This is a genomic window from Pseudomonas sp. NEEL19 (assembly GCF_028751975.1).
Taxonomy (GTDB): Bacteria; Pseudomonadota; Gammaproteobacteria; order Pseudomonadales; family Pseudomonadaceae; genus Aquipseudomonas; species Aquipseudomonas juntendi.
Map to the genome: position 1 here is coordinate 2,640,210 of NZ_CP081491.1, position 20,732 is coordinate 2,660,941.

The following is a 20,732-nucleotide window of genomic DNA, read 5'->3' on the forward strand; positions in this document are numbered from 1 at the left end:
TGCCTAGCGGCCCTGGTTGAGGGTAGTTTCCCGTCACCACCTGCCAGGAATGCTCCCTTGGACTCGATTACCCAAGCTGTACTCGGCGCCGCCCTGCAGGGTGCCGTGCTGGGCCGCCTGCAAGGCCGCCGCGCGCTGTTGTATGGCGCGGCGTTGGGCACGCTGCCGGACCTCGACGTGATCATCCGCTACGCCGACCCGGTGTCGCAGATGACTTACCACCGCGGCTTCTCCCACTCGCTGTTCGTGCTCACCGGGCTGGCCTTGCTGCTGGCCTGGCTGGTCAACAAGTGCTGGCCCGACAAAGGCTATACCTTGAACAGGCTGTTCCTCGCGTTCTGGCTGGTGCTGATCACCCACCCATTGCTCGATGCCTTCACGGTCTATGGCACCCAGTTGTTCTGGCCTCTGCCAGTCACACCGCAAAGCTGGGCTGCGGTGTTCATCATCGACCCGGTGTATACCTTGCCCCTGGTGGCCGCCGTTATCTACGCGGCCGTGCGCGGGGTGAGTGCCAGGGCCACGCGGCTGCTGACCCTGGCACTGGTGTTCAGCACGGCGTACCTTGGTTTCGGCCTTGCCGGGCGCATGGCCGCCGAGCAGCGCTTCCAGGCCGCACTGGACCAGCAAGGTGTCGTCACCACTGAACTGCGTGCCGTGCCCATTGCCTTCAACAGCCTGGTCTGGCGAGTGTTGGCGAAAACGCCCGGGGGTGACTATTACGAGGGCATCAGCAGCGCTTTCGACCGGCAGGCGCCAGAAATGCAGCGCTTGCCGCGCAATACGCAGTTGGCGCAGGTGTTGGCCACCGATGAGCTGTACCAACGTCTGCGCTGGTTCACCGATGACTGGTTGCGTTACGACCAGGTCGGCGAGGTGCTGGTGGTCACGGACTTGCGCATGGGTATCCCGGGCAACTACAGCTTCCGTTTCCGCATGGCCCACCGGGACCGCCAGGGGCAGTGGGTGGTCGATGTGCCAGCGGCTTTCCAAACCGGGCCCGGGTCGATGTTCAACAGGCGCGACCTAGTGCTGATCTGGCGGCGTGTCTTGGAGCAGCAACCACCGCTGCCGTTGGCCCTGTGGACCGAGCGCTACCTGGGCCTCAGCCCTGCCGAACGCGAGCGCTGAGGGTTGCGCTCGGCGGGGCTGGACCTGGTCAAATGGACCGCCATGGCGACCATGGTCGCCGATCACCTGCGCTTTCTATGGCCCACAGCCGATGGCCTGTTCGTGGTGGGCAGGCTGGCGTTCCCGTTGTTTTGCCTGGCCATTGCAGTGAATGTGCAGCGGGCCAGGGCAGGGGCTTTCAATACCATTGGCAATGTGCGCTACCTGGGGCTGATGCTGCTGTTCGCGGTGCTGTCGGAACCTGCATATCGCTGGCTGGATGGCGGCTCGCAGACATTGAACGTGATGCCGACGCTGGTATTGGGGTTGCTGGTGGCCTGGGGTGTGCATTACCCGTTGCTGTCGCTGCGTTTGCTGGGTTTGGCGGCCGGGCTGGCAGGTTTTTTGTTCAGTGGGCAGTTGATGTATGGGGTGCCCGGGGTATTGCTGCCAGGCGCCTGCCTGATGGCGCGCCGGCAGGGCGGCGCGGCCTGGGTGTTACCTTGCCTGCTGGCCATGGGCGGCAACCTGACCAATAGCTGGTTGCAGGCGCATTTGCTGGCACCGATCACCCTGCTCACACTGCTGAGCGCGGCCTCGGCGCTTGCGCTTGGCTTAGCGCTGTTGCGCCATGATGATTGGCGGGTGCCGGCAGTGGGGCGCTGGGGCTATCTGTTTTATCCAGTGCATCTGCTGGTAATTAAAGGTGCTGGCCTGAGCCTGTGATCGAAGGGCGGGCCTACCCAAGCCCCTTCAGCCGATCAGCATCAGGGCCTGTTGCAGGGTCAACGGCTGTTTCATACGCTGCGACAGCGCCGCCATGGCGTCGGAATACCCCCTGGCAATCACTGCCTCGACCTGCTCGTTCACACACTGCAGGGCAATGAAGTCACCTGTTTCCGGCCCGCCGACGAACTCGATGCGGTTCCAGTCCTGTGCGTGCCCCAGCACCTCGAAGGTGACCCCGTGCTGGTAGGTCCAGAAGAACGGCACGTCGGCGTAGCGGCGTTGCTCGCCGAGCATGTTGGCCGCTGCGATCACCCCCTGTTGCTGCGCCAGGCGCCAGTGCTCGATGCGCACCGGGCGCCCGGCAAGCGGGAATGTGGCGATGTCCCCTGCCGCCCAAAGGCCGGGGGCAGCACGCATGTCGGCGTCGACCCTCACCGATTTGTCTTCCCCAAGGGGCACCCCGTGCAGAAACGCGGTCGCGGGGCCGACGCCGGTTCCCAGCACGACCAAGGCTGTTTGCAGGCGCTCGCCGTTGGCCAGTACCACGGCCTCGACCTGCCCCTGGCCTTCGATCAGCTTGACCTCGGTGGGGCCGTGAAAAGTCACCCCTTGAGCCTCATGCAGCGTGCGCAGGCAACGGCCAATGCGCTCACCCAGCTGTCGAGCCAAGGGGATCTCGTGGCGGGCCACCACATGCACCCGCGCGCCGTACGCCTGCAGGGCCGAAGCGGCCTCCAGGCCGATGAAGCCGTCGCCCACAATGACCACCGACTGGCCGGGCTCGGCCGCATCGAGCACGCGCTCAGCATCGTCGCGGGAACGCAGGGTGAACACCCCAGGCAGATCGATACCGGCCAGTTGCGGGCGCACGGGCTTACCGCCGGTGGCAAGCAGGCACGCGTCATACGCGATCGACTGGCCGTCAGCCAAAGTGATTTGGCGGTGCTGGCTGTCAACGCTGCGCACCTTGCCGTGCTTGCGCTCCAGTTGGCCTTGGCGCAAGGCATCGGCGTCGAGCAAGGCGGGTACTTCGTCGGGGGGCATCTGCCCGGCGATCACGAATTTGCTCAGCGAGGTCCGGTCATAGGCGGGCTGACGCTCCTGGTCTATCCACACCAGCCGGCCGGCAAAACCTTGCCTGAGCAGGGCGGCCACCGCAGCGCTGCCCGCGGCCCCGGCACCCACCACCACAAAGCAGCGGGCATCGCTGTGCCTGGGCGGCTCGACGGCAGCCAGGGGCTGGTCATCTACCCACACCTGATCGCCCTTGAGCCACACCTGGTAGCGGTGCAGGTCGGCAAGTGCCGGCGGTTCGCAGACTGCGCCGTCGTCGACGGCAAACGCGGCTTTGTGCCACGGGCAGACCAGTAGCCCGGCGCACACCACACCCTCGTCGAGCGGCGCGCCGGCGTGCGGGCAATTGGCCTGATAGGCGCGTACCTGCTGGCCTTGGCGAACGAGGATGATCTCTTCGCTGCCAGCCTGAACGCGCAACGGGCGGTGCTCGTCGAGTTGTGCCAGGCGGGCCACGGCGTACTGGGTCATGAGGGTTCTCCAAAGGGGGCCTTTGGAACCATTTGACGCCTGAGGTGGGAAGGGGATGCGTTGGGCTGACGACCGGTGTTCCGGTGGTAGCGGGCCAGGCCCGCTGCCACCAGAACACCCCGTTGCATCAGTATGCTGGCGTGGTCTGGCAGCGGCCCGCCGCTGGACTCAATTGGCCCGGGCAGCACTCAGTGCACCGGCCCTGGTCACGCGCAGCGCCACCAGGCTACCGAGCACGATCAGTGCCGCCAACGAATACAGGGCGGCATCGGTGGACCCGGTCTGGTCCTTGATGAACCCCACCAGGTACGGGCTGAGGAAGCCGGCCATCTGGCCGACCGAGTTGATGATCGCCAGGCCGGCCACGGCGGCACTGGCGCTGAGCAGCGCCGTGGGCATCGGCCAGAACATCGGCAGACCGGTGAGCGCGCCCATGGTGGCGATGGACAGGCCAAGGATGGCGATGGCCGGGTTGGCGGCGAAGTTGACTGCGATCAGCAAGCCCACGGCGCCCATGAGCATCGGCACCACCAGATGCCAGCGGCGTTCGTTGCGCAAATCGGCCGAGCGCCCGCAGAGAATCATGAACACCCCGGCCAACAAGTACGGAATGGCGCTGAGCCAGCCGATCAGCAGCGGGTTGTCGAAGCCCATGCCCTTGATGATCGACGGCAACCAGAAGTTGATGGCGTAGACACCGCTCTGGATACAGAAATAGACGAAACCAAAGGTCCAGATCAGCGGGTTGGTCAGTACCGCCAGTACACTGTCGCCGGTAGTGGCAGGCTTGCTGACAGCATCGGCCGCCAAGTCTGCGGCGATCAGCTGGCGTTCGCCCGTGCTCAACCAGGCAGCCTTCTGGTAACCGTCACTGAGCAGGAACACTGCCAGAATGCCCAGGGCCACGGTCGGCAAGCCCTGGATCAGGAACATCCATTGCCAGCCGGCCAGGCCATGCTGGCCGGCGGCGAAGTGTTCGAGGATCCAGCCGGAGAACGGCCCGCCTAGCAGGCCCGAGACCGGAATAGCCGACATGAACAGGGCCATGATGCGCCCGCGTCTGGCTGCCGGGAACCAGCGCGAAAGGTACAACACCACGCCCGGGAAGAAGCCGGCTTCGGCCGCCCCGGTGAGCAGGCGCAAGGTATAGAACTCGGTCGGGGTGGTGACGAACAGCAGGCAAGTGGACAAACTGCCCCAGGCGATCATCATCAGCGCGATCCAGCGCCGAGGGCCGAAGCGGTTGAGCGCCAGGTTGCTGGGCAGGCCGCACAACACATAGCCGATGAAGAAGATGCCGGCGCCAAGGCCGTACACGGTTTCGCTGAACTTCAGCGCGTCGAGCATCTGCAGCTTGGCAAAGCCGACGTTGACGCGGTCCAGGTAGTTGAACAGGTAGCAGATGAAAATGAACGGAATCAGCCGCAGGGTGATGCGCCGGTACAGCGCGTTGCGGGTGGTGTCCGTGCCTTGGTCAGGGGCTGGGCTGTGTGCCATGATCGGATTCTCTGTTGTTATGGTTATCGCCGCGTCGCCTGTGCCGGCGCTCGCCCTGACGAGTCTCGGGGACTGCGGCGTGCCTGTCTTTGTGCTTTTGCACAGTGCCGGGCGCGGGCTGCTGTGCCCGAGCCCAAAAGCCTAACACCCTAAGGACCGTGCAATGTTCGAACTCGACCATGACCTGGCACAGGATATCGTTGACCGGGCGATGGCCATTCTGCCGTGCAACGTCAATGTCATGGACAGCCAGGGGTTGATCCTGGGCAGCGGCGAGCCGGAACGCATCAACACCCGCCATGAAGGCGCCCAGTTGGTGCTTGCCAACGGCCGGATCGTCGAATTGGACACTGACGCGGCCAAATGCCTGAAAGGCGTGCAGCCTGGGGTCAACCTGCCGTTGATGCTCGACGGCAGGTTGATGGGCGTGCTGGGCCTGACCGGCGACCCGCAGCACGTGCGAACCTACGGTGAACTGGTGCGCATGACCGCCGAAATGCTGCTGGCCCAGCGCCATTTGCAGGCCGACCAGCAGTGGCGGCGGCAGCGCTGTGACGACCTGCTGGCGTTGCTGCTTGGCGGCAGCGGTGATTCCCCGCGGTTGCTCGACGAAGCCCGGCAACTGGGCCTGAAGCCACAGCTGCCGCGCGTGCCGTGCTTGTTCGAACTGGCCTCGGGGCCGGCCGCCGAGGCACTGGCAGCGTGGTTGATCAGCCGTTACCCCGACAGCTGGTGCGTCAGCCCGGCGCGGCAGTCGTTGCTGTGGTGCCGCCCGGCGGGTGTCGCGCTGGATGAGCCGCGCCTGCTGGAACGCCTGCAACGGCATGGCTGGGAAGTGGAACGGCTAGCCCTGGGCAGCGCCGCGCAGAGCCTGGAGCAGTTGCGCCGGGGTTACCGTCGGGTGCGTGACTTGCTGGCTTATGGCCGTGAGGTATTGCCTGGCGAACGCCTACTCAGCCTGCAGCGCTACCGGCTGCCGGCGCTGCTGTGGCGCCACCGCAATGATGACGCACTGGATGAACTGCTGGAGCCGTTACAGCGCATACGCGTCAAGGACAGCAGCGGCCAGCTGCTGACCACGCTGCGGGCATGGTGTGCCCATGACGGCCAGAGCCAGGCCTGTGCCGACGCCTTGGGCATTCATCGCAACAGCCTGCGCTACCGGCTGGAGCGCATTGCCGAGTTGGGCGAGGTCGACCCGCTGCGGATGGAAGGCATGCTGAGCTTGTACCTGGGGTTGCAGCTGTTGCCTGCAGACTGAAGCATTTCTCTGTTGCGGCCCTATCGCCGGCAAAGGCCAAAGGCATCCGCCCAAACAACCCACCCAGGGTTTTGTGCATTTGACCGAGGCCGCCTGGGCGCACAGCTGTCAGCATGCCGCCATCAGGACAGGAGAATCCCCATGAAGATCGTCATTGCCCCCGACTCGTTCAAGGACAGCCTCGATGCTGCCGGGGTTGCGCGCGCCATCGCTGCCGGCTTGCGTGAGGGTTGCCCGGGTGTGCAGGTGGTCGAATGCCTGATGGCCGATGGTGGCGAAGGCACCATGGACGCGATCCTTGCCGCCAGCGACGGCGAGCTGCGCCGCCAGACCGTGCGCGGGCCGCTGGGGCAGAGCGTGGAAGCCGGCTGGGGCTGGTTGCCGCACAGCCGCACGGCAATCATCGAAATGGCCCAGGCCAGTGGCCTGCAGCTGGTCCCAACCGGGCAGCGCGATGCCTGCCGCAGCAGCACCTGGGGTACCGGCGAGCTGATTGCCGCCGCGTTGGCTGCCGGCGCACAGCGCGTGGTGCTGGCCATTGGCGGCAGTGCCACCAATGACGCCGGTAGCGGCATGTTGCGTGCGTTGGGCCTGCGCCTGCTGGATGCCCAGGGGCAGGCGCTGGAGGAAGGGGGGCTGGCTTTGGCGCAGTTGGCGCATATCGATGCCAGCGATCTCGACCCACGCCTGGCTGAGGTACAGTTCGAGGTAGCGGCCGACGTCGACAACCCGCTGTGCGGCGCCAATGGTGCATCGGCGATCTTCGGCCCGCAGAAGGGCGCCAACCCGCAGCAGGTGCAGGCGCTGGACCAGGCGCTGGGGCATTTTGCCGACCAGTGTGCGCAGTTGCTGGGTGAGGATGTGCGTGACTACCCAGGTTGTGGCGCCGCCGGTGGCATGGGTTTCGCCGCGCGGGCATTCATGGGCGCGCAGTTCCGCCCCGGGGTAGAGGTGGTGGCGGAACTGGCCGGGCTCGATGCCCTGGTGCAAGGTGCTGATCTGGTGGTGACGGGCGAGGGGCGCTTCGATGCACAGACCTTGCGCGGCAAGACGCCAATGGGCGTGGCCCGGGTCGCCAAGCGCCACGGGGTACCGGTGGTGGTACTGGCCGGGACCTTGGGTGAGGGCTACCAGCAGTTGTATGCGCACGGCGTGGATGCGGCCTTTGCCCTGAGCAGTGGGCCAATGAGCCTGGAGCAGGCGTGTGCCGATGCCGTTGAGCTGCTGCAGGCGCGGGCCTGTGACATCGCCCGCCTGTGGCGCTGCGCAGCCGTCAGGGGATGAGTACCTGATCATGGCCGGCCGGTAGGGCGGCCAGTTCGCCGAAGCGTTGTGCCGCATCAATGTAGCGCAGCGCTGACTTGGCGTCTTTCCAGCCCACATAGCTCATCAACGCTTTCAACTCCCAACCATTGGCGGTGGCCCAGGTGGCGAAACCGCGCCGCAGCGAGTGGCCGGTATACAAGGCTGCCGGAACCCCGGCGCGTGCCAGCATGCGCCTTAGCAGCCCCACCAGGCTGTTGCTGTTGAGCGCGCTGTCGCCCAGGTTGCCCCAACGGTCGAGCTTGCGAAATACCGGCCCGTGGGCAATACCGGCAACCTCCAGCCATTGCAGGTAGGCCGTGACCGGGCACAGGGCCTTGAGCGCGGGGGTGCGGTGCTGCACCCCCAGCGCTTCGCGGTCACCCTTGCTGCGTGGCAGGAACAGGGTGATGCCGACACCCGCTTCGGCCTGGACATGCTCGACGCGCAGGCGCGCCAGCTCATCGCCACGAAAACCCCGCCAAAAGCCCAGCAACAGCAGCGCGCTATCGCGCCGTGCGCGGCGCAAGGCGCCCAAGTCGTGACGCTCACGGGCCTGGCGGGCTTCCTCTTCGAAACAGGCGATCGCCGTTTGCAGGTGCTGCAGCAGCAGCGGCGCTGCCTGCTTGGGTGGGGCCGGGTGCAAAGTACGAATGCCGCGCAGCACCTGGCGCACCAGAGGGGCCTTGGTGGGGTCGGGAAAGCCTTGGGCAACGTGCCACTGGCTCAGCGCGGCCAGCCGTTGGCGCAGGGTGCTGACGGCATGCTGGTCGGCATGCTCGGCCAGGTAGCGGGCGATGCTCTCGGCGGTGGCCGGCAGAAAGCCGCCCCAGTGGCTTTCGAAGTGTTCGACGGCAGCCTGATAGCTACGCCGAGTGTTGTCGCGGGTGGCGGCGCGCAGGTAGCGTTCGATATCGGTCATGGTGCAAGCGGCGGTGGAGGACGGCTACACGATAAACCTAAATCACCCGGCTGTCCCGGGTGTGATCGGGCGCGCTGTACAGCAGCGGCACGCTACGGTATACCTGAGCGCGACCAAGGGGAGCCCGGCAACGGGCTGAGAAACCGCTGAGCATCGCAGCGCGGTGACCCTTCGAACCTGATCCGGATCATGCCGGCGAAGGGATGGGCTCGATACGTGTCGTTACCTGCCTTTTTGCCGGCCTCACATGCGAGGCTCGTCCATGTCCAGTGCCAAGGTCTCGCTGCCATCCCCTGTAAGGACAGCACCATGACCGAACGCTTCAGCCACACCCTGCGCCGCCATAGCGACCCGACCTGGTCGGCCGCCGTTGGCCACCGTTTCGTGACCCAACTGTGCGACGGCAGCCTGCCGGCGCCGATCATGATCGACTACCTGGTGCAGGACCACCGCTTTCTCGACAGCTTCCTGACCTTGCTCGGTGCCGCCATCGCCACTGCCGATACCTTCGAGGCCCGGCTGCGCTTCGGCCGCTTTGCCGGCATGATCTGCAGCGACGAGAACACCTATTTCCTGCGCGCGTTCGAGGCGCTGGATGTCAGCCCGGCGCAACGCCGCGACCCTGCCGATACCGCACCCACTGCCGGTTTCAAGGCAATCATGCGCGAAGCGGCCGCCACCCGTTCCTACGCGGCGGCGCTGGCGGTGCTCAACGTTGCCGAGGGCCTGTACCTGGACTGGGCGCTTAAAGCGCCAAAGCCCTTGCCGGCCAACTTTGTCCATGCCGAATGGATCACGCTGCATGACAACCCGGCCTTCCAGGACTTCGTTGCCTTCCTGCAGGCCGAACTGGACCGGGTAGGCCCGCAGGCGGCGGCGCTGGCCAGTGACTTCTACCAACGCACCGTGGCACTGGAGCTGGCCTTCTTCGATGCCATCTACCCGGAGGGCCAGTGAGCATGGATATTTTCGAGCGCCTGAAAGCCGCCGCCAACCGCCCCTGGGCCAGCTATGTCACGCACGACTTCGTGCAGCAGATGGGCGAGGGCACGTTGAGCGAGCAAGCGTTTCGTACCTACCTGGTGCAGGACTACCTGTTCCTGGTCCAGTTTGCCCGGGCCTGGGCGCTGGCTGCCTACAAAAGCCGACGCCCGGCGGACATTCGTGCCGCGCAGACCACGCTGGCGGCCATTCTCGATGAAACCGAGCTGCACCTGCGGCTGTGCGCGCGCTGGGGGTTGAGCCAGGCCGACATTGAAGCGGCGCCAGAGCATCAGGCCACCGTGGCCTACACCCGTTACGTGCTGGACTGCGGCGCTGCCGGGGACCTGCTGGAGCTGCAGGTGGCACTGGCCCCCTGCGTGGTCGGCTATGCCGAAATCGGCCGCGCCCTGGCCGAGCAGATTGGCGACTTGAGCGGCCACCCATACCGCGAGTGGATTGGCGAGTACGCGGGTACAGCCTACCAGGGGGTGGCTGCGGCAGCTCGCCGGCACCTCGACGAGCTGGCAGCACGCAGCATGACCGAGCAGCGTTTTGCCGAACTGGCAGCCATTTTCGCCCAGGCCTCCAGCCTGGAAGCGGATTTCTGGCAGATGGGGCTGGACGGGGCGGCATAACGTTGCGTGCGGTGTCGGGCTGGGTGGTTACTACTCAGCCCGGAACCGCTTTGGTGCATGAATGCCTCAAAAGAAGTCGAGCCGCACACTTTCACCGGGGTAAAACCCACCTTTACTGGTCACTGTGCACATGCACCAATGGGCTGCATGCCCGGTTTTTTTCGCTGTTTGGCGGCCGCAAAAAGCGGCCCGCATCTTGCTCCAGCTGCTCCCAACTACAACCTGGAGCCCCGTGCAATGAGCTCACCCAGCGAATTTCCACTCAGCGAAGCGCCGCCATCAGCCCGCAAAGGCCTGCTGCCGATCACCATGGTCCTGTTCAGTTTCACCTTCTTCACCGGCACCATGTTTGCCGGCGGCAAACTGGGCATGGCGTTCAGTTTCGCCGACATGCTATGGGTCGCCACCCTCGGTAACAGCTTGCTTGCGCTGTATGCCGCCGCGTTGGCCTTCATCGCCTCGCGTAGCGGCCTGAACACGGTGTTGATGGGGCGTTTCTGTTTCGGGGAGGCAGGCAGCCGGCTGTCCGACTTCCTGCTGGGCTTCGCCGAACTGGGCTGGTACGCCTGGGGCACCGCCACGGTGGCGATCGTGCTGGTCAAGCTGCTTGGCCTGGCAGAGGGTTTCAGCCTGCCGTTGATGGTGCTGTTCGGCCTGGGCTTCAGCATCACCGCCATCCTCGGTTTCAAGGGGCTGGATGTGCTGGCCCGGGTTTCGGTGCCACTGATGTTCGTGCTGCTGTTGGTGTCGATGTACATTGCCACCCGCGATGCCGGCGGGTTCGCCGGCCTGGCGGCGGTAGTACCGCATGAAACCATGACGTTTTCGGCGGCAGTGACCATGGTGTTCGGTACCTTTGCCAGCGGCGCTACCCAGGCGACCAACTGGACACGCCTGTCGCGCAGCGGGCGGGTAGCGGTGAGCGCCAGTGTGGTCGCGTTCCTGCTGGGCAACGGCCTGATGGTGGTGGCAGGCGCCTGGTGCGCCATGGTCTACCAGCAGGCCGATATCGTCGAAGTGATGATGCTGCAGGGCTTGTCCTTTGCCGCAGTGGTCATGCTGTGCCTGAACCTGTGGACCATCCAGGGGCCGACCATCTACAACGTTTCGGCTGCCGCGTGCCACCTGCTGCGCAGCGAACGGCGGCGCACGGCGACCCTGTTGGCGGCCGCTGTGGGTATCGTGCTGGCCATGGGTGGCATGTACGAGATGCTGATCCCGTTCCTGGTGCTGCTGGGTTCGATCATTCCGCCGGTGGGTGGCGTGATCATGGCCGATTTCTGGTACCGCCACCGTGGTAAATACCCGGCGCTGGGCACTGCAACGCTGCCCCGTTACAACCTGGTCGGGCTGTTGGCCTACGCCGTTGGCGCCGTACTGGCCTACGCTTCGCCGTGGGTGGCACCGCTGGTGGGTATCGGCGCCTCGGCGCTGTGCTACATCGTCGTGCTCGAGCTGGGCGGGCGCCGCTCAGCGGCCCAGGCGGGCGTCGAACCGTGAGCCTGGCGCTGGAAGAAATCCTGCAGCTGCCCGGCCTGCACGAGATGAGCGTGCGCGCCGGGGCGCGCAACCTGCAACGGCGGGTACGCTGGCCTTATGTGGCAGAAAACGAAGGTATCGCCGAATGGGTGATGGGCGGCGAGCTGGTGTTCGTCACCGGCATCAACCACCCACGGGGTGAGGCCAACCTGCTTGCGCTGGTCGAAGACGGTGACGCCGTCGGCATTGCCGGGCTGGTAATCCTCACCGGCGGCAGTTTCATCCAGCACATTGCGCCTGCAGTGATTGCCCGTGCCGAGCAGCTGGGTTTGCCACTGATCGAACAGCCTTACGCCCTGAAAATGGTGGTGGTCACCCACTTGATCGGTACTGCGCTGGTGCAGATGACCCAGGTTCGCCGCTCGCGCAACGACATCCTCGGCCAACTGCTCAGTGGCGATTACCCAAGCCTGGCGATTGCCCGGCAGCGCGCTGCGCACCTGCAATTGGCGCTGGATGAACCGCGCCGGCTACTGGCCTTGCGGCTGGCCGGGGTCGATGAGCTGTTCCAGCGGTTGGGGCTGACGCTCGGCGAGCGGCGCTGGCAGCACACCCGCCAGGCCCTGGAGGACCAACTGGAAGCCTGGTGCCGGCAGCAGCCGGGCAGCGTCACGGCGCACCTGCCCGGTGACCTGTTCGTCGTGTTGCTGGCCGACACGCAAGACCTGCCGGAACGTTTGGCCGCGCTGTACCGGCAATTACAAGGGGTAGCCGGCGAGTTGAGCCTGTACATGGGGCTTTCCAGCCTTGCCGAAGACTGTGCACACTACCGCCAGGCCTTGAATGAAGCGCGCCAGGCACTGGATGTGGCTCGGCACCTGCGCCCGGCCAGTGGTTACTGCAATTTCAGTGAGCTGGGCGTGTTGCGTTTGCTACAGGGCATCGTCGACCGCTCGCTGATCGACGATTTCGTCAGCCGTACCCTTGGCCCGCTGCTGGCACCAGGGCGTAAGCAGGCCACTGCATTGGTCCACACCCTCGACGCCTTGCTCATGGAAAATGGCAACAGCCTCAAAGCCGCCCAGCGCCTGGGCCTGCACCGTAACACTGTCAATCAGCGCATACAGCGCATCGAACAACTGAGCGGGCAGTCGATCGACGACCCGCTTTTTCGCATGAATGCTTCGGTCGCCATGTTGGTATGGCGCATGAGCGAAGCCCACGGCAAGGAGTAACCGCATGAACATCATCAACGCCCGGCTGCGCGGCAAACCCGGCTTGTTCCGCATTGAACTTGCTGGCGAGCGCATCAGCGCAATCGTGCCGCAGGCCAATGCAGTGGCGCAGGCGCCCGGCGACCTGGACGCTGCACAGAACTTGGTGGTAGCGCCCTTTGTCGAGCCGCACATCCACCTTGACGCCACCCTGACGGCCGGTGAGCCGAGGTGGAACATGAGCGGTACGCTGTTCGAGGGCATCGAGTGCTGGGCCGAGCGCAAGCAGTTCACCACCCACGATGACATCAAGGCCCGCGCGAAGAAAACCATTGGCATGCTGGTGGACCACGGTATCCAGCATGTGCGCACGCATGTCGATGTCACCGACCCGACGCTTACCGCGCTCAAGGCCATGGTCGAGGTACGCGACGAAGTCCGCGGGCTGGTCGACCTGCAAATCGTCGCGTTTCCGCAGGAGGGCATCGAGTCGTATGCCAACGGCAGGGCATTGATGACCGAAGCGGTGGCCATTGGTGCCGACGTGGTGGGGGGCATTCCGCATTTCGAGAACACCCGCGACCAGGGCGTGTCGTCGATAAAATTCCTGATGGACCTGGCCGAGCGCAGCGGCTGCCTGGTAGACGTGCACTGCGACGAAACCGACGACCCGCAGTCACGTTTTCTTGAAGTTCTGGCCGAGGAAGCCCGGGTGCGTGGCATGGGCGCCCGGGTCACCGCCAGCCATACCGTGGCGATGGGTTCGTATGACAACGCTTACTGCTACAAGCTGTTCCGCCTGTTGAAGCTGTCGGGCATCAACTTCGTGTCCTGCCCAACCGAAAGCATCCACTTGCAAGGGCGCTTCGACAACTACCCCAAGCGCCGGGGGGTTACCCGGGTAGCCGAAATCGACCGCGCCGGCATGAACGTGTGCTTTGGCCAGGACTCCATCGTGGACCCGTGGTACCCCCTGGGCAACGGCAACATCCTGCGCATTCTCGAAGCCGGGCTGCACATCTGCCACATGCTCGGCTACGAAGACTTGCAGCGTTGCCTGGACCTGATCACGGACAACAGCGCCCGCACCCTGAACCTTGGCGAGCACTATGGCATCGAGGTGGGGCGCCCAGCCAACCTGTTGCTGCTGTCGGCACCCGATGACTACGAGATGGTGCGCAGCCAGGGGCATGCGCTGGTCTCGGTGCGCCATGGCAAGGTGCTGATGCAGCGTACGCCAGCCCAGGTGCAGCGCCTGCTCTGAGCGGTTGAGGTTGGGGCCCGGCGCTATGCCGGGCCCTGGCGTCAGCTGTCACCCGACCGCTTCGAGAAACTTGTCCAGGACAATGTTGCGGCCACACAGGACCACCGCAACTCGCTTGCCTTGGTACTGCCTGGCCAGTTTCTGCATGCCGGCGACGGCAACTGCCGCAGCGCCTTCGATGATCCAGCGCTCGTGGCGGGCGATGTCGCGCATCGCCGCACGGATTTCGTCCTCGCTGACCAGCACCGTCCCGGTGACCAGCGCCTGGCACAGCGGGAAGCTGACAGCACCTGGCTCGATGCCACCGGCGGTGCCGTCGGAAAGGGTTTCGCGCGCCTGCACTTCGATGATCTCACCCGCCTGTAGCGAGCGCGCCAGTGCGGGATCATTTTCGGGCCAGCAACCAATGATCTCGGTGCCTGGCTTGAGCACGCGCAGGGCGGCGCCGATACCGGCAATCAGCCCGCCGCCGCCCACCGCGACGAATACCGCGTCCAGGTCGGGTGCCTGCTCGAACAACTCCATTGCGAGGGTGCCTTGGCCTGCGATGACCTGCAGGTCGTTGTACGGCAACACGAACGGCACACCCTGCAGCCGCGCTTGCCTGGCGGCCTCCAGTTCTGCACCCAACGGGTCGGTGGGCAGGCAGATGACTTCGGCGCCCAATGCACGCATCGCTGCCAGCTTGTAGGCCGACGCTGAAGCGGCGCTGTACACCGTCACCGGCACCCCAGCGGCGTTGCCGGCCATTGCCAACGCCTGCCCGTGGTTGCCCGAAGACGCGGCGATCACCCCGGCAGCCCGCTGTTCGGTTGGCAGCAGGCGGATCTTGTTGCTGGCGCCGCGAAACTTGAACGAACCGGTGTGCTGCAGATGTTCGCATTTAAGCAGCACATCGCAACCGGTCTGCTCCGAGAGGCGGGCGCTGCGGGTCAGCGGCGTCACACTGACGGCAGGGCGCAGTGCCGTATGGGCATCCTTTATGGACCGAAAAAGCCCATCCAACTGAGTGGCATCGATAATGGGCGCAAGAGCGGGAGTGGCTGCCATGCTGTAAACCTGCATAGATATGGAATATCCGTCTACCGTAGACGTTTATTCTATTAGAGACAAGCAGGCGTGCACATGCGTCGCCGTGCTCATCCCGGCAAGCCAGCGATAGTGGGTTTAAAGGGCCTTGAGCTCTTTCAGGTACTTGTATACGGTCGCGCGCCCCATGCTCAGTACGTTGGCCACATAGTCCACGCCACTGCGGCCTTGGAACGCGCCCTCGGCATGCAGCGCCTGCACCAGGCTGCGCTTGTCCTTCATGCGCAGCGTTTGCAGTGACAGGCTGCGCGCCTGCAGCCAGCCATGCAGGAAGGTGTTGATGCGTTCCTGCCAGTCATTGCGGAACAACGCGTCCGGTTGCGGCACCACTCGGCTCATCTGGAAAAACGCATCCAGCGCAACACGGGCCTGCTCCAGTACCGACACGTTCAGGTTGATGCACATCAGGTGCTCGGCTTCGCCCTGGGCATTGCGCAACACGGTGCTGATCGAACGGACCTTCTGGCCGTTCCAGTTGAGTTTCTCGTAAGGGCCAAGGTTCGTGCCCTGGAGCAAGTCGCCCAGTTCATGATCGATCGCCGAGTCGTCACCCAAGGTGCGTTGGGAGAAGTTGTTGGCGATGTGCACCACTGTCTGGCTGGGCAGGTCGTGGACGATGACTTCCGCGTGCGGGTACAGCAACAGCGCGATGCTGTCGGCAATTGCCTTGTAGTTATCCAGGGTCATGTGTTTCGGGTGCTTTTTCGCTGGGGCAGGAACCGGACGTTCATGGTGGCGGCAAAGCGCCTGGGACACAAGGCGGGTGGTTGCAGAGCTTCGTACCGCTGCCAGCACTACCAAACCCACAAATTCACCCCTCACATGCGATAAGCCGCGATTATTCCATGTGAGAAAACCTTTACTGACGAAGGCAATCATTGGCATAATCAGTACGTAATTACATGCTACATAACACAGTACGAAATCGTAGGAGCACTCATGGCCCGGGGCGGCATAAACAAGGTGGTGGTGCAGCAGGCACGCCAGGCGCTGATAGCCCGGGGCGAAAACCCCAGCATCGATGCCATTCGTATCGAACTGGGCAATACCGGCTCGAAGACCACCATTCACCGCTACCTCAAGGAGCTGAACGGCCAGCAGCCGGTTGCCGCGGAAGGTGGCGTTGCATTGAGTGAGGTGCTTGCCCGCATGGTTGGGCAATTGGCGACCCAGTTGCAGGACGAGGCCGATCTGACCATCGAGCAGGCCGAAAGCACGTTTACCCAGCAGCGTGAACATTTGGAGGCCCAGCTCGAAATCGCGCAGCAAGCCTTGGCGGCCGCGCATCAGCAGCACCAGATCGATGCCGCAGCACTGGCCGCCGAGTCCGAGCGGCTGCTGTCCACGCAAAGCACGTTGCAGGCCGAACAGCTACGCAGTGCGAGCCTCAACCAGTCGCTGGGCGAACTGCAGCTGCGCCTGGCAGACAAGGACGAGCAGATCCAGTCACTGGAAGACAAGCACCGCCATGCCCGCGACGCCCTTGAGCATTACCGCAGCGCCAGCCGTGAGCAGCGCGAGCAGGAACAACGCCGGCACGAGGCGCAATTGCAGCAGTTGCAGGTGGAAGTGCGCCAATTGCAGCAGGGCATGATCGTCAAGCAGGACGAACTGACCCGCCTGCACCGCGATAACGAGCGCTTGCTCGGTGAGCACCGCCAAGTGGCCAGCGAATGCCGGGCGCAGGGGGAATTGCTGGAGCAACGTGATGCGCAGATCCAGGGTTTGCGCACGATCCTGGCGCAGGCGCAGGGCGCCAGTGAGGAAATGCGCCGGCAACTGGAGACCCAGGCACAGAGCCTGGAACAGCGGCGCGAGCTGTGTACCGAGCAAGCACGGCAGCTGAAACACTTCGAGGAACAACTGCGCGAGCGTGACGAGGCGTTGGCGCAGTGCCGGGCGCGGGTGGCCGAAGCAGCAGGTTAATCAAACTTTTTCGTGGCAGCGCTATCTTCCCTAAACACCTCAAGGAGATAGCGCCATGCCTGATCAACAACCACCGCACAAACAGGGGCCGCATTCGTCGGAGCAGGCGGACAAGCAGAGTGACCTGGGTTTCGACCCGGATTCGCCGGACCTCGACGATCCGCAGGTTGACCCGCAGGGCCCCGCCAAACCACCCAGGGATGTGGAGAAGAAATAGGGAATGCCCGCCAGCTGAGCGAAATGGGCTGGCGGGTTTACCGAGGGATTTGCCCGGCCTGTGAGACCAGGCGGCGCAAATCCCCGGTTTGCCAGCGCTTAGCCCTCGGCCCGCCTGGCGGCGTCTACACCGGCCGCCGACAGCTTGATGGGGTACTGGACGCTGATTTGGTGGTCGCTGCTGACCACCACGCTGCCATCATGAATCAGGCCGTCGTCCTGCAGGGTCTTGAGCATGCCTGCAACGGCCTTCTCGCCACGATAATTGTCCAGCACTTCCTTGCCCAGCCCCTGCGGGTGAGCATGCAGCAGACGGGTGAGTACTTCGCTTTTCAGTGCATCGTTACTCATGTCGAACCTCACGTTCACTTAGCGTGTTTGGCCTGCAGTGCCTTGGCGTGCTCCAGGTGCTGTTCCAGCTTGGGCAGGGTTTCGCTGGCGAAGGCCTTCAGCTCAGCCTTGTCGGAGGACGCAGCTTCTTTCTTGAACAGCTCGACCGCTTTCTCGTGCGCATCGACCTGGTTGTTGAGGTAAGACTTGTCGAACGACTCGTCACGCCATTCCAGAATCATCTTCTTGACCTTGTCGGTCATCGCCGCGTCGTCGGGTACGGAAATATCCAGTTTACGGGCGATGTCCGCGAGTTGCTTATTAGCCTGGGTATGGTCGGTGACCATTTGCTGGGCGAAGGTCTTGATCTCTGCGTTCTGGCTTTTTTCCTGGGCCAGGTTGCCGGTAACCACTTCGGCGATGCCGGATTCGACCGCTGCATCGACGAAATCATTGGAGCTGGCTGCCAGCGTGTGGGCCGATACCAGACCCAGCACCATCGATAACCCGACACGCTTGATGAAAAGACTACTCATGCTTCACTCCTTAAACCTTGGCGCGACCTCAGTGTCGCGTACGGTTGAGGGGCGGGGCAGGGCAAAGGTTTAATCTTTTTCATCACCGGCAGCGAACCCGGTGGCGCTCAATCCACGGCCAGCACCTGCTGCTGGAGTTGCCAACGCACCGAACTCACGCCCTTTTCCAGGCTGACCCGGCTGACCAGGCGCTCCAACTGCGCCGGTGCCTGGGCGGTGCCCAACAGCTCTGCACGCACCTCAAGCCTGGCCGGGTTGTCCAGGTCGGCACTTTGCAGCGACTGCAGGCGTAGCTGCGGTTCGGCCAGGCTGTGCAGCATCAGGCTGCGCACCTGGATCTCGTCCTCGGCGCGGCAGACGATGCGCACTTCGAAATGCTGTTCGTGCTCGCTGGCGGGCACCACGCCCTGGCGGTCAAGGCGTTGAGCGATGTCGCGCAGCAGGATATTCGCGCACAGCACCACCAGGCTACCCAGCGCGGCCTCCAGCAACAGCCCCAGGCTGCACAGGACACCGACCGCTGCCGTGCACCAAAGGGTGGCGGCGGTATTCAGGCCGCGCACATTGAAGCCGTCGCGCATGATCACCCCGCCGCCGAGAAAACCAATGCCCGAGACCACATAAGCGGCAACGCGTGAGGCATCGGCAGCGGCCATGCCGGGCACTGCCTGGGTCATCAGCACGAACAGGCAGGCCCCGGTACTGACCAGTGCATTGGTGCGCAGCCCGGTCAGGCGCTGGCGCAACTGGCGTTCGGCGCCGATCAGCGCCCCTAGCAGCAGCGCGACACTGACGCGCAGCAGAAAAACATTCCAATCCATAGCTCACCTCTTCCACGGGCACACGCCCGCATGAGCGCCTTCACTGGGCGCGGTTGAAAAACCAGAAAGATGCGCAGGACCACGGGGGGAGGGAGGTGAAGCGGGGTTACAAGAAACCACCGTCATGCCAGGCTGGCCAGACAGTGCAGGACACTGCCGAGCTAGCGCGCCACGTGGGCCTGTCGCAAGCGACTGGGGCTACTGTCCAAAGCGGGTCTCCTGTTGGGATGGCTAAATTGCGACGCGGACCATACGCCCCGTGGCAATACCGGTCAAGTGGGGAAAGATGACAATGCCTTAATCGGCAAATGCCCAGCAGCCGGGCCTGCCACATGGAAAAAAAAGCCATCAGCCGGTAACCTTGCGCCACCCTATGCGATCACCCGGACCGTTCCATGCTGCTCAATCTGACCGTGCTGTTCGGCACCCTGGTGGCCATGGAGGGCGTAGGCACGCTGGTCCACAAGTACATCATGCATGGCTGGGGCTGGTGCTTGCACCGCTCGCACCATGAGCCACAGCTGGGCATGCTCGAAACCAATGACCTCTACCTGCTGGCGCTGGCGCTGATAGCCGCCGCCCTGATCGCCCTGGGCAAGGGCGGACATGCGCCGCTGCAGTGGGTGGGCGGTGGCGTGGCGGGTTATGGCGTACTGTATGTACTGGCCCATGATGGCTTCTTTCATCGGCACTGGCCGCGCCGGCCACGGCCGGTAAACCGCTACCTCAAACGCCTGCACCGGGCGCACCGGCTGCACCATGCAGTGAAGGGGCGCACCGGGGGTGTGTCGTTCGGTTTTTTCTACGCGCCGCCGTTGAAAGTGTTGAAACAGCAACTGCGGGGCAAGCGCAACCGGCGCTGACTGCCTGGGCGTTACCTGGCGGTGCCGCTTTCAGGCTGCGCCACGGCGTGCCCTCGGCTGACCCACCAGCCGAAACCGGCGGCGGTGAAGAACATGATCAGGCTGTACAGCGCTGCCGGCACTGCCATGGTCGGGTTGTTCAGCAGCGACGGGCTCAGGGCCAGGGCAATCGCCAACGTGCCGTTATGTATGCCGATTTCCATGCCGATGGCGATGGCCTGGCGCTTGGGGATGTTGAGCAGGCGCGGTACCCAGTAGCCCACCGCCAGGCTCAAGATGTTGAACAGCAGCGCCGCCAGGCCCACGACCGGTGCGTACTCGACCACCGTCTGCCAGTCCTTGGCCAGCGCCAGGACAATGGTGAATGCCAGAAACAATGCCGCCACCAGCTTCATCGGCTTTTGCATGCGCGCGGCAAACGCGGGGGCAAAGCGGCGAATCAGCATGCCCAGCGCCACCGGCAGCAGGACAATGGCGAACACCTGCATGACCTTGGCAAACTGCAGCGGTATGGCCTGGTCCGACGCCATGAACCAGCTCAACGACAGGTTGACCAGCAGCGGCATGGTGAGAATCGCGATCAATGAGTTGACCGCTGTGAGGGTAATGTTCAACGCCACATCGCCATGTGCCAGGTGGCTGAACAGGTTCGCCGTAGTGCCGCCCGGCGAAGCGGCCAGCAACATCAACCCCACCGCCAGCGCCGACTCCAGGCCAAAGCCGTTGGCGATCAGGAAGCACACCAGCGGTAACAGCAGAATCTGGCAGGCCAGGCCCACCACCACGGGCTTCGGGTATTTCACCACCCGTGCGAAGTCGGCCAAGGTCAACGACAGGCCAAGGCCCAGCATGATGATGCCCAGGGCCAGGGGCAGAACGGCGGTGAGCAGGGGCGAGGCGGTCATCGGTAGTCTCTCGGGCGAAGGATCCGAAGCAGTCTAGGTGGGCCGGGGTGGATAGGTAATTGCAAAGAGCCAGCTCTTGGTAACCATTTGTTACCAGAGACATC

General features: G+C 64.2%; 21 protein-coding genes and 1 riboswitch. Of the genes, 12 read left to right on the top strand and 9 right to left on the bottom strand.

The window, feature by feature from the left end:
- Positions 1 to 57 precede the first annotated feature (57 nt).
- A complete protein-coding gene (locus K4A76_RS11660; protein ID WP_274412234.1) occupies positions 58 to 1,131 on the top strand; it encodes a metal-dependent hydrolase in 1,074 nt (357 codons plus the stop codon).
- A 3-nt stretch (positions 1,132 to 1,134) separates the two neighbouring features.
- The gene (locus tag K4A76_RS11665) at positions 1,135 to 1,836 is read left to right on the top strand and encodes a TraX family protein (protein WP_274412235.1); all 702 of its coding nucleotides are present in this window, start codon (positions 1,135 to 1,137) and stop codon (positions 1,834 to 1,836) included.
- Positions 1,837 to 1,863: 27 nt separating this feature from the next.
- Here the strand turns inward: K4A76_RS11665 and K4A76_RS11670 are convergent, their stop codons facing one another.
- Together K4A76_RS11670 and K4A76_RS11675 are read right to left on the bottom strand one after the other, a co-directional pair.
- Complete coding sequence (locus tag K4A76_RS11670; protein ID WP_274412236.1) at positions 1,864 to 3,384, bottom strand: FAD-dependent oxidoreductase; 1,521 nt, start codon at positions 3,382 to 3,384, stop codon at positions 1,864 to 1,866.
- Positions 3,385 to 3,552: 168 nt separating this feature from the next.
- On the bottom strand, positions 3,553 to 4,881 hold the full coding sequence (locus tag K4A76_RS11675) for an MFS transporter (protein ID WP_274412237.1): 1,329 nt from the start codon (positions 4,879 to 4,881) through the stop codon (positions 3,553 to 3,555).
- A gap of 163 nt (positions 4,882 to 5,044) precedes the next feature.
- Between K4A76_RS11675 and K4A76_RS11680 the strand changes: the two genes are divergently transcribed.
- Positions 5,045 to 6,142, top strand: a complete 1,098-nt coding sequence (locus K4A76_RS11680) for a sugar diacid recognition domain-containing protein (RefSeq protein ID WP_212623935.1) — start codon at positions 5,045 to 5,047, stop codon at positions 6,140 to 6,142.
- 141 nt (positions 6,143 to 6,283) lie between these two features.
- Positions 6,284 to 7,426: a glycerate kinase gene (locus tag K4A76_RS11685; protein WP_274412238.1), complete on the top strand. Its 1,143-nt coding sequence runs from the start codon at positions 6,284 to 6,286 to the stop codon at positions 7,424 to 7,426.
- Here K4A76_RS11685 and K4A76_RS11690 read toward each other — a convergent pair.
- On the bottom strand, positions 7,416 to 8,366 hold the full coding sequence (locus K4A76_RS11690; RefSeq protein WP_274412239.1) for a site-specific integrase: 951 nt from the start codon (positions 8,364 to 8,366) through the stop codon (positions 7,416 to 7,418). The two genes, K4A76_RS11685 and K4A76_RS11690, sit on opposite strands and share 11 nt — an antisense overlap.
- Positions 8,367 to 8,472: 106 nt before the next feature.
- A riboswitch (TPP riboswitch) is annotated at positions 8,473 to 8,587 on the top strand.
- An 88-nt stretch (positions 8,588 to 8,675) separates the two neighbouring features.
- Between K4A76_RS11690 and K4A76_RS11695 the strand changes: the two genes are divergently transcribed.
- The 5 genes from K4A76_RS11695 (at position 8,676) to codA (ending at position 13,942) form a co-directional block, all read left to right on the top strand.
- Entirely contained in the window at positions 8,676 to 9,323 is a 648-nt protein-coding gene (locus tag K4A76_RS11695) for a TenA family protein (protein ID WP_029886210.1), read from the top strand.
- A 2-nt stretch (positions 9,324 to 9,325) separates the two neighbouring features.
- Positions 9,326 to 9,985, top strand: a complete 660-nt coding sequence (gene tenA / locus K4A76_RS11700) for a thiaminase II (protein WP_274412290.1) — start codon at positions 9,326 to 9,328, stop codon at positions 9,983 to 9,985.
- Positions 9,986 to 10,222: 237 nt separating this feature from the next.
- Entirely contained in the window at positions 10,223 to 11,485 is a 1,263-nt protein-coding gene (gene codB, locus K4A76_RS11705) for a cytosine permease (RefSeq protein WP_054881615.1), read from the top strand.
- Positions 11,482 to 12,699 (top strand): PucR family transcriptional regulator, encoded by a 1,218-nt coding sequence (locus K4A76_RS11710; RefSeq protein WP_274412240.1) that lies wholly within the window; start codon positions 11,482 to 11,484, stop codon positions 12,697 to 12,699. The genes codB and K4A76_RS11710 overlap by 4 nt, the downstream gene beginning before the upstream one ends.
- A gap of 4 nt (positions 12,700 to 12,703) precedes the next feature.
- Positions 12,704 to 13,942, top strand: a complete 1,239-nt coding sequence (gene codA / locus K4A76_RS11715; RefSeq protein ID WP_029886206.1) for a cytosine deaminase — start codon at positions 12,704 to 12,706, stop codon at positions 13,940 to 13,942.
- 48 nt (positions 13,943 to 13,990) lie between these two features.
- Here codA and K4A76_RS11720 read toward each other — a convergent pair whose 3' ends face one another.
- Both K4A76_RS11720 and K4A76_RS11725 read right to left on the bottom strand, forming a co-directional pair.
- The gene (locus K4A76_RS11720; protein WP_274412241.1) at positions 13,991 to 14,992 is read right to left on the bottom strand and encodes a threonine/serine dehydratase; all 1,002 of its coding nucleotides are present in this window, start codon (positions 14,990 to 14,992) and stop codon (positions 13,991 to 13,993) included.
- Positions 14,993 to 15,109: 117 nt separating this feature from the next.
- Positions 15,110 to 15,718: a helix-turn-helix transcriptional regulator gene (locus K4A76_RS11725; protein WP_274412242.1), complete on the bottom strand. Its 609-nt coding sequence runs from the start codon at positions 15,716 to 15,718 to the stop codon at positions 15,110 to 15,112.
- Positions 15,719 to 15,970: 252 nt separating this feature from the next.
- Here K4A76_RS11725 and K4A76_RS11730 point away from each other — a divergent pair, with 252 nt between their 5' ends.
- Both K4A76_RS11730 and K4A76_RS11735 read left to right on the top strand, forming a co-directional pair.
- Positions 15,971 to 16,957, top strand: a complete 987-nt coding sequence (locus tag K4A76_RS11730; protein ID WP_274412243.1) for a DNA-binding protein — start codon at positions 15,971 to 15,973, stop codon at positions 16,955 to 16,957.
- 55 nt (positions 16,958 to 17,012) lie between these two features.
- Entirely contained in the window at positions 17,013 to 17,174 is a 162-nt protein-coding gene (locus K4A76_RS11735) for a DUF6021 family protein (RefSeq protein ID WP_236185970.1), read from the top strand.
- A 98-nt stretch (positions 17,175 to 17,272) separates the two neighbouring features.
- Here K4A76_RS11735 and K4A76_RS11740 read toward each other — a convergent pair whose 3' ends face one another.
- From K4A76_RS11740 to K4A76_RS11750, 3 genes are all read right to left on the bottom strand, one after another.
- Positions 17,273 to 17,524, bottom strand: coding sequence for a hypothetical protein (locus tag K4A76_RS11740; protein WP_054904707.1), 252 nt, complete (start codon positions 17,522 to 17,524; stop codon positions 17,273 to 17,275).
- A gap of 14 nt (positions 17,525 to 17,538) precedes the next feature.
- The gene (locus K4A76_RS11745) at positions 17,539 to 18,039 is read right to left on the bottom strand and encodes a DUF4142 domain-containing protein (RefSeq protein ID WP_274412244.1); all 501 of its coding nucleotides are present in this window, start codon (positions 18,037 to 18,039) and stop codon (positions 17,539 to 17,541) included.
- Positions 18,040 to 18,146: 107 nt separating this feature from the next.
- Positions 18,147 to 18,860: an MgtC/SapB family protein gene (locus K4A76_RS11750; RefSeq protein WP_009686909.1), complete on the bottom strand. Its 714-nt coding sequence runs from the start codon at positions 18,858 to 18,860 to the stop codon at positions 18,147 to 18,149.
- 395 nt (positions 18,861 to 19,255) lie between these two features.
- On the opposite strand from K4A76_RS11750, the gene K4A76_RS11755 reads away from it, so the two are divergent.
- Positions 19,256 to 19,723, top strand: a complete 468-nt coding sequence (locus tag K4A76_RS11755) for a sterol desaturase family protein (protein ID WP_274412245.1) — start codon at positions 19,256 to 19,258, stop codon at positions 19,721 to 19,723.
- A gap of 11 nt (positions 19,724 to 19,734) precedes the next feature.
- Here the strand turns inward: K4A76_RS11755 and K4A76_RS11760 are convergent, their stop codons facing one another.
- Positions 19,735 to 20,628 carry a bile acid:sodium symporter family protein gene (locus K4A76_RS11760; protein ID WP_274412246.1) on the bottom strand — a complete coding sequence of 298 codons (894 nt, stop codon included), beginning with the start codon at positions 20,626 to 20,628 and terminating at the stop codon, positions 19,735 to 19,737.
- Positions 20,629 to 20,732 lie beyond the last annotated feature (104 nt).

What these genes read in the sequence shown, in the direction of transcription:
- K4A76_RS11670 (WP_274412236.1), bottom strand. Translation starts at nt 3,384, where the DNA reads ATGACCCAGTACGCCGTGGCCCGCCTGGCACAACTCGACGAGCACCGC.
- K4A76_RS11675 (WP_274412237.1), bottom strand. Translation starts at nt 4,881, where the DNA reads ATGGCACACAGCCCAGCCCCTGACCAAGGCACGGACACCACCCGCAAC.
- K4A76_RS11680 (WP_212623935.1), top strand. Translation starts at nt 5,045, where the DNA reads ATGTTCGAACTCGACCATGACCTGGCACAGGATATCGTTGACCGGGCG.
- K4A76_RS11685 (WP_274412238.1), top strand. Translation starts at nt 6,284, where the DNA reads ATGAAGATCGTCATTGCCCCCGACTCGTTCAAGGACAGCCTCGATGCT.
- K4A76_RS11690 (WP_274412239.1), bottom strand. Translation starts at nt 8,366, where the DNA reads ATGACCGATATCGAACGCTACCTGCGCGCCGCCACCCGCGACAACACT.
- K4A76_RS11695 (WP_029886210.1), top strand. Translation starts at nt 8,676, where the DNA reads ATGACCGAACGCTTCAGCCACACCCTGCGCCGCCATAGCGACCCGACC.
- tenA (WP_274412290.1), top strand. Translation starts at nt 9,326, where the DNA reads ATGGATATTTTCGAGCGCCTGAAAGCCGCCGCCAACCGCCCCTGGGCC.
- codB (WP_054881615.1), top strand. Translation starts at nt 10,223, where the DNA reads ATGAGCTCACCCAGCGAATTTCCACTCAGCGAAGCGCCGCCATCAGCC.
- codA (WP_029886206.1), top strand. Translation starts at nt 12,704, where the DNA reads ATGAACATCATCAACGCCCGGCTGCGCGGCAAACCCGGCTTGTTCCGC.
- K4A76_RS11720 (WP_274412241.1), bottom strand. Translation starts at nt 14,992, where the DNA reads ATGGCAGCCACTCCCGCTCTTGCGCCCATTATCGATGCCACTCAGTTG.
- K4A76_RS11725 (WP_274412242.1), bottom strand. Translation starts at nt 15,718, where the DNA reads ATGACCCTGGATAACTACAAGGCAATTGCCGACAGCATCGCGCTGTTG.
- K4A76_RS11730 (WP_274412243.1), top strand. Translation starts at nt 15,971, where the DNA reads ATGGCCCGGGGCGGCATAAACAAGGTGGTGGTGCAGCAGGCACGCCAG.
- K4A76_RS11735 (WP_236185970.1), top strand. Translation starts at nt 17,013, where the DNA reads ATGCCTGATCAACAACCACCGCACAAACAGGGGCCGCATTCGTCGGAG.
- K4A76_RS11740 (WP_054904707.1), bottom strand. Translation starts at nt 17,524, where the DNA reads ATGAGTAACGATGCACTGAAAAGCGAAGTACTCACCCGTCTGCTGCAT.
- K4A76_RS11745 (WP_274412244.1), bottom strand. Translation starts at nt 18,039, where the DNA reads ATGAGTAGTCTTTTCATCAAGCGTGTCGGGTTATCGATGGTGCTGGGT.
- K4A76_RS11750 (WP_009686909.1), bottom strand. Translation starts at nt 18,860, where the DNA reads ATGGATTGGAATGTTTTTCTGCTGCGCGTCAGTGTCGCGCTGCTGCTA.
- K4A76_RS11755 (WP_274412245.1), top strand. Translation starts at nt 19,256, where the DNA reads ATGCTGCTCAATCTGACCGTGCTGTTCGGCACCCTGGTGGCCATGGAG.
- K4A76_RS11760 (WP_274412246.1), bottom strand. Translation starts at nt 20,628, where the DNA reads ATGACCGCCTCGCCCCTGCTCACCGCCGTTCTGCCCCTGGCCCTGGGC.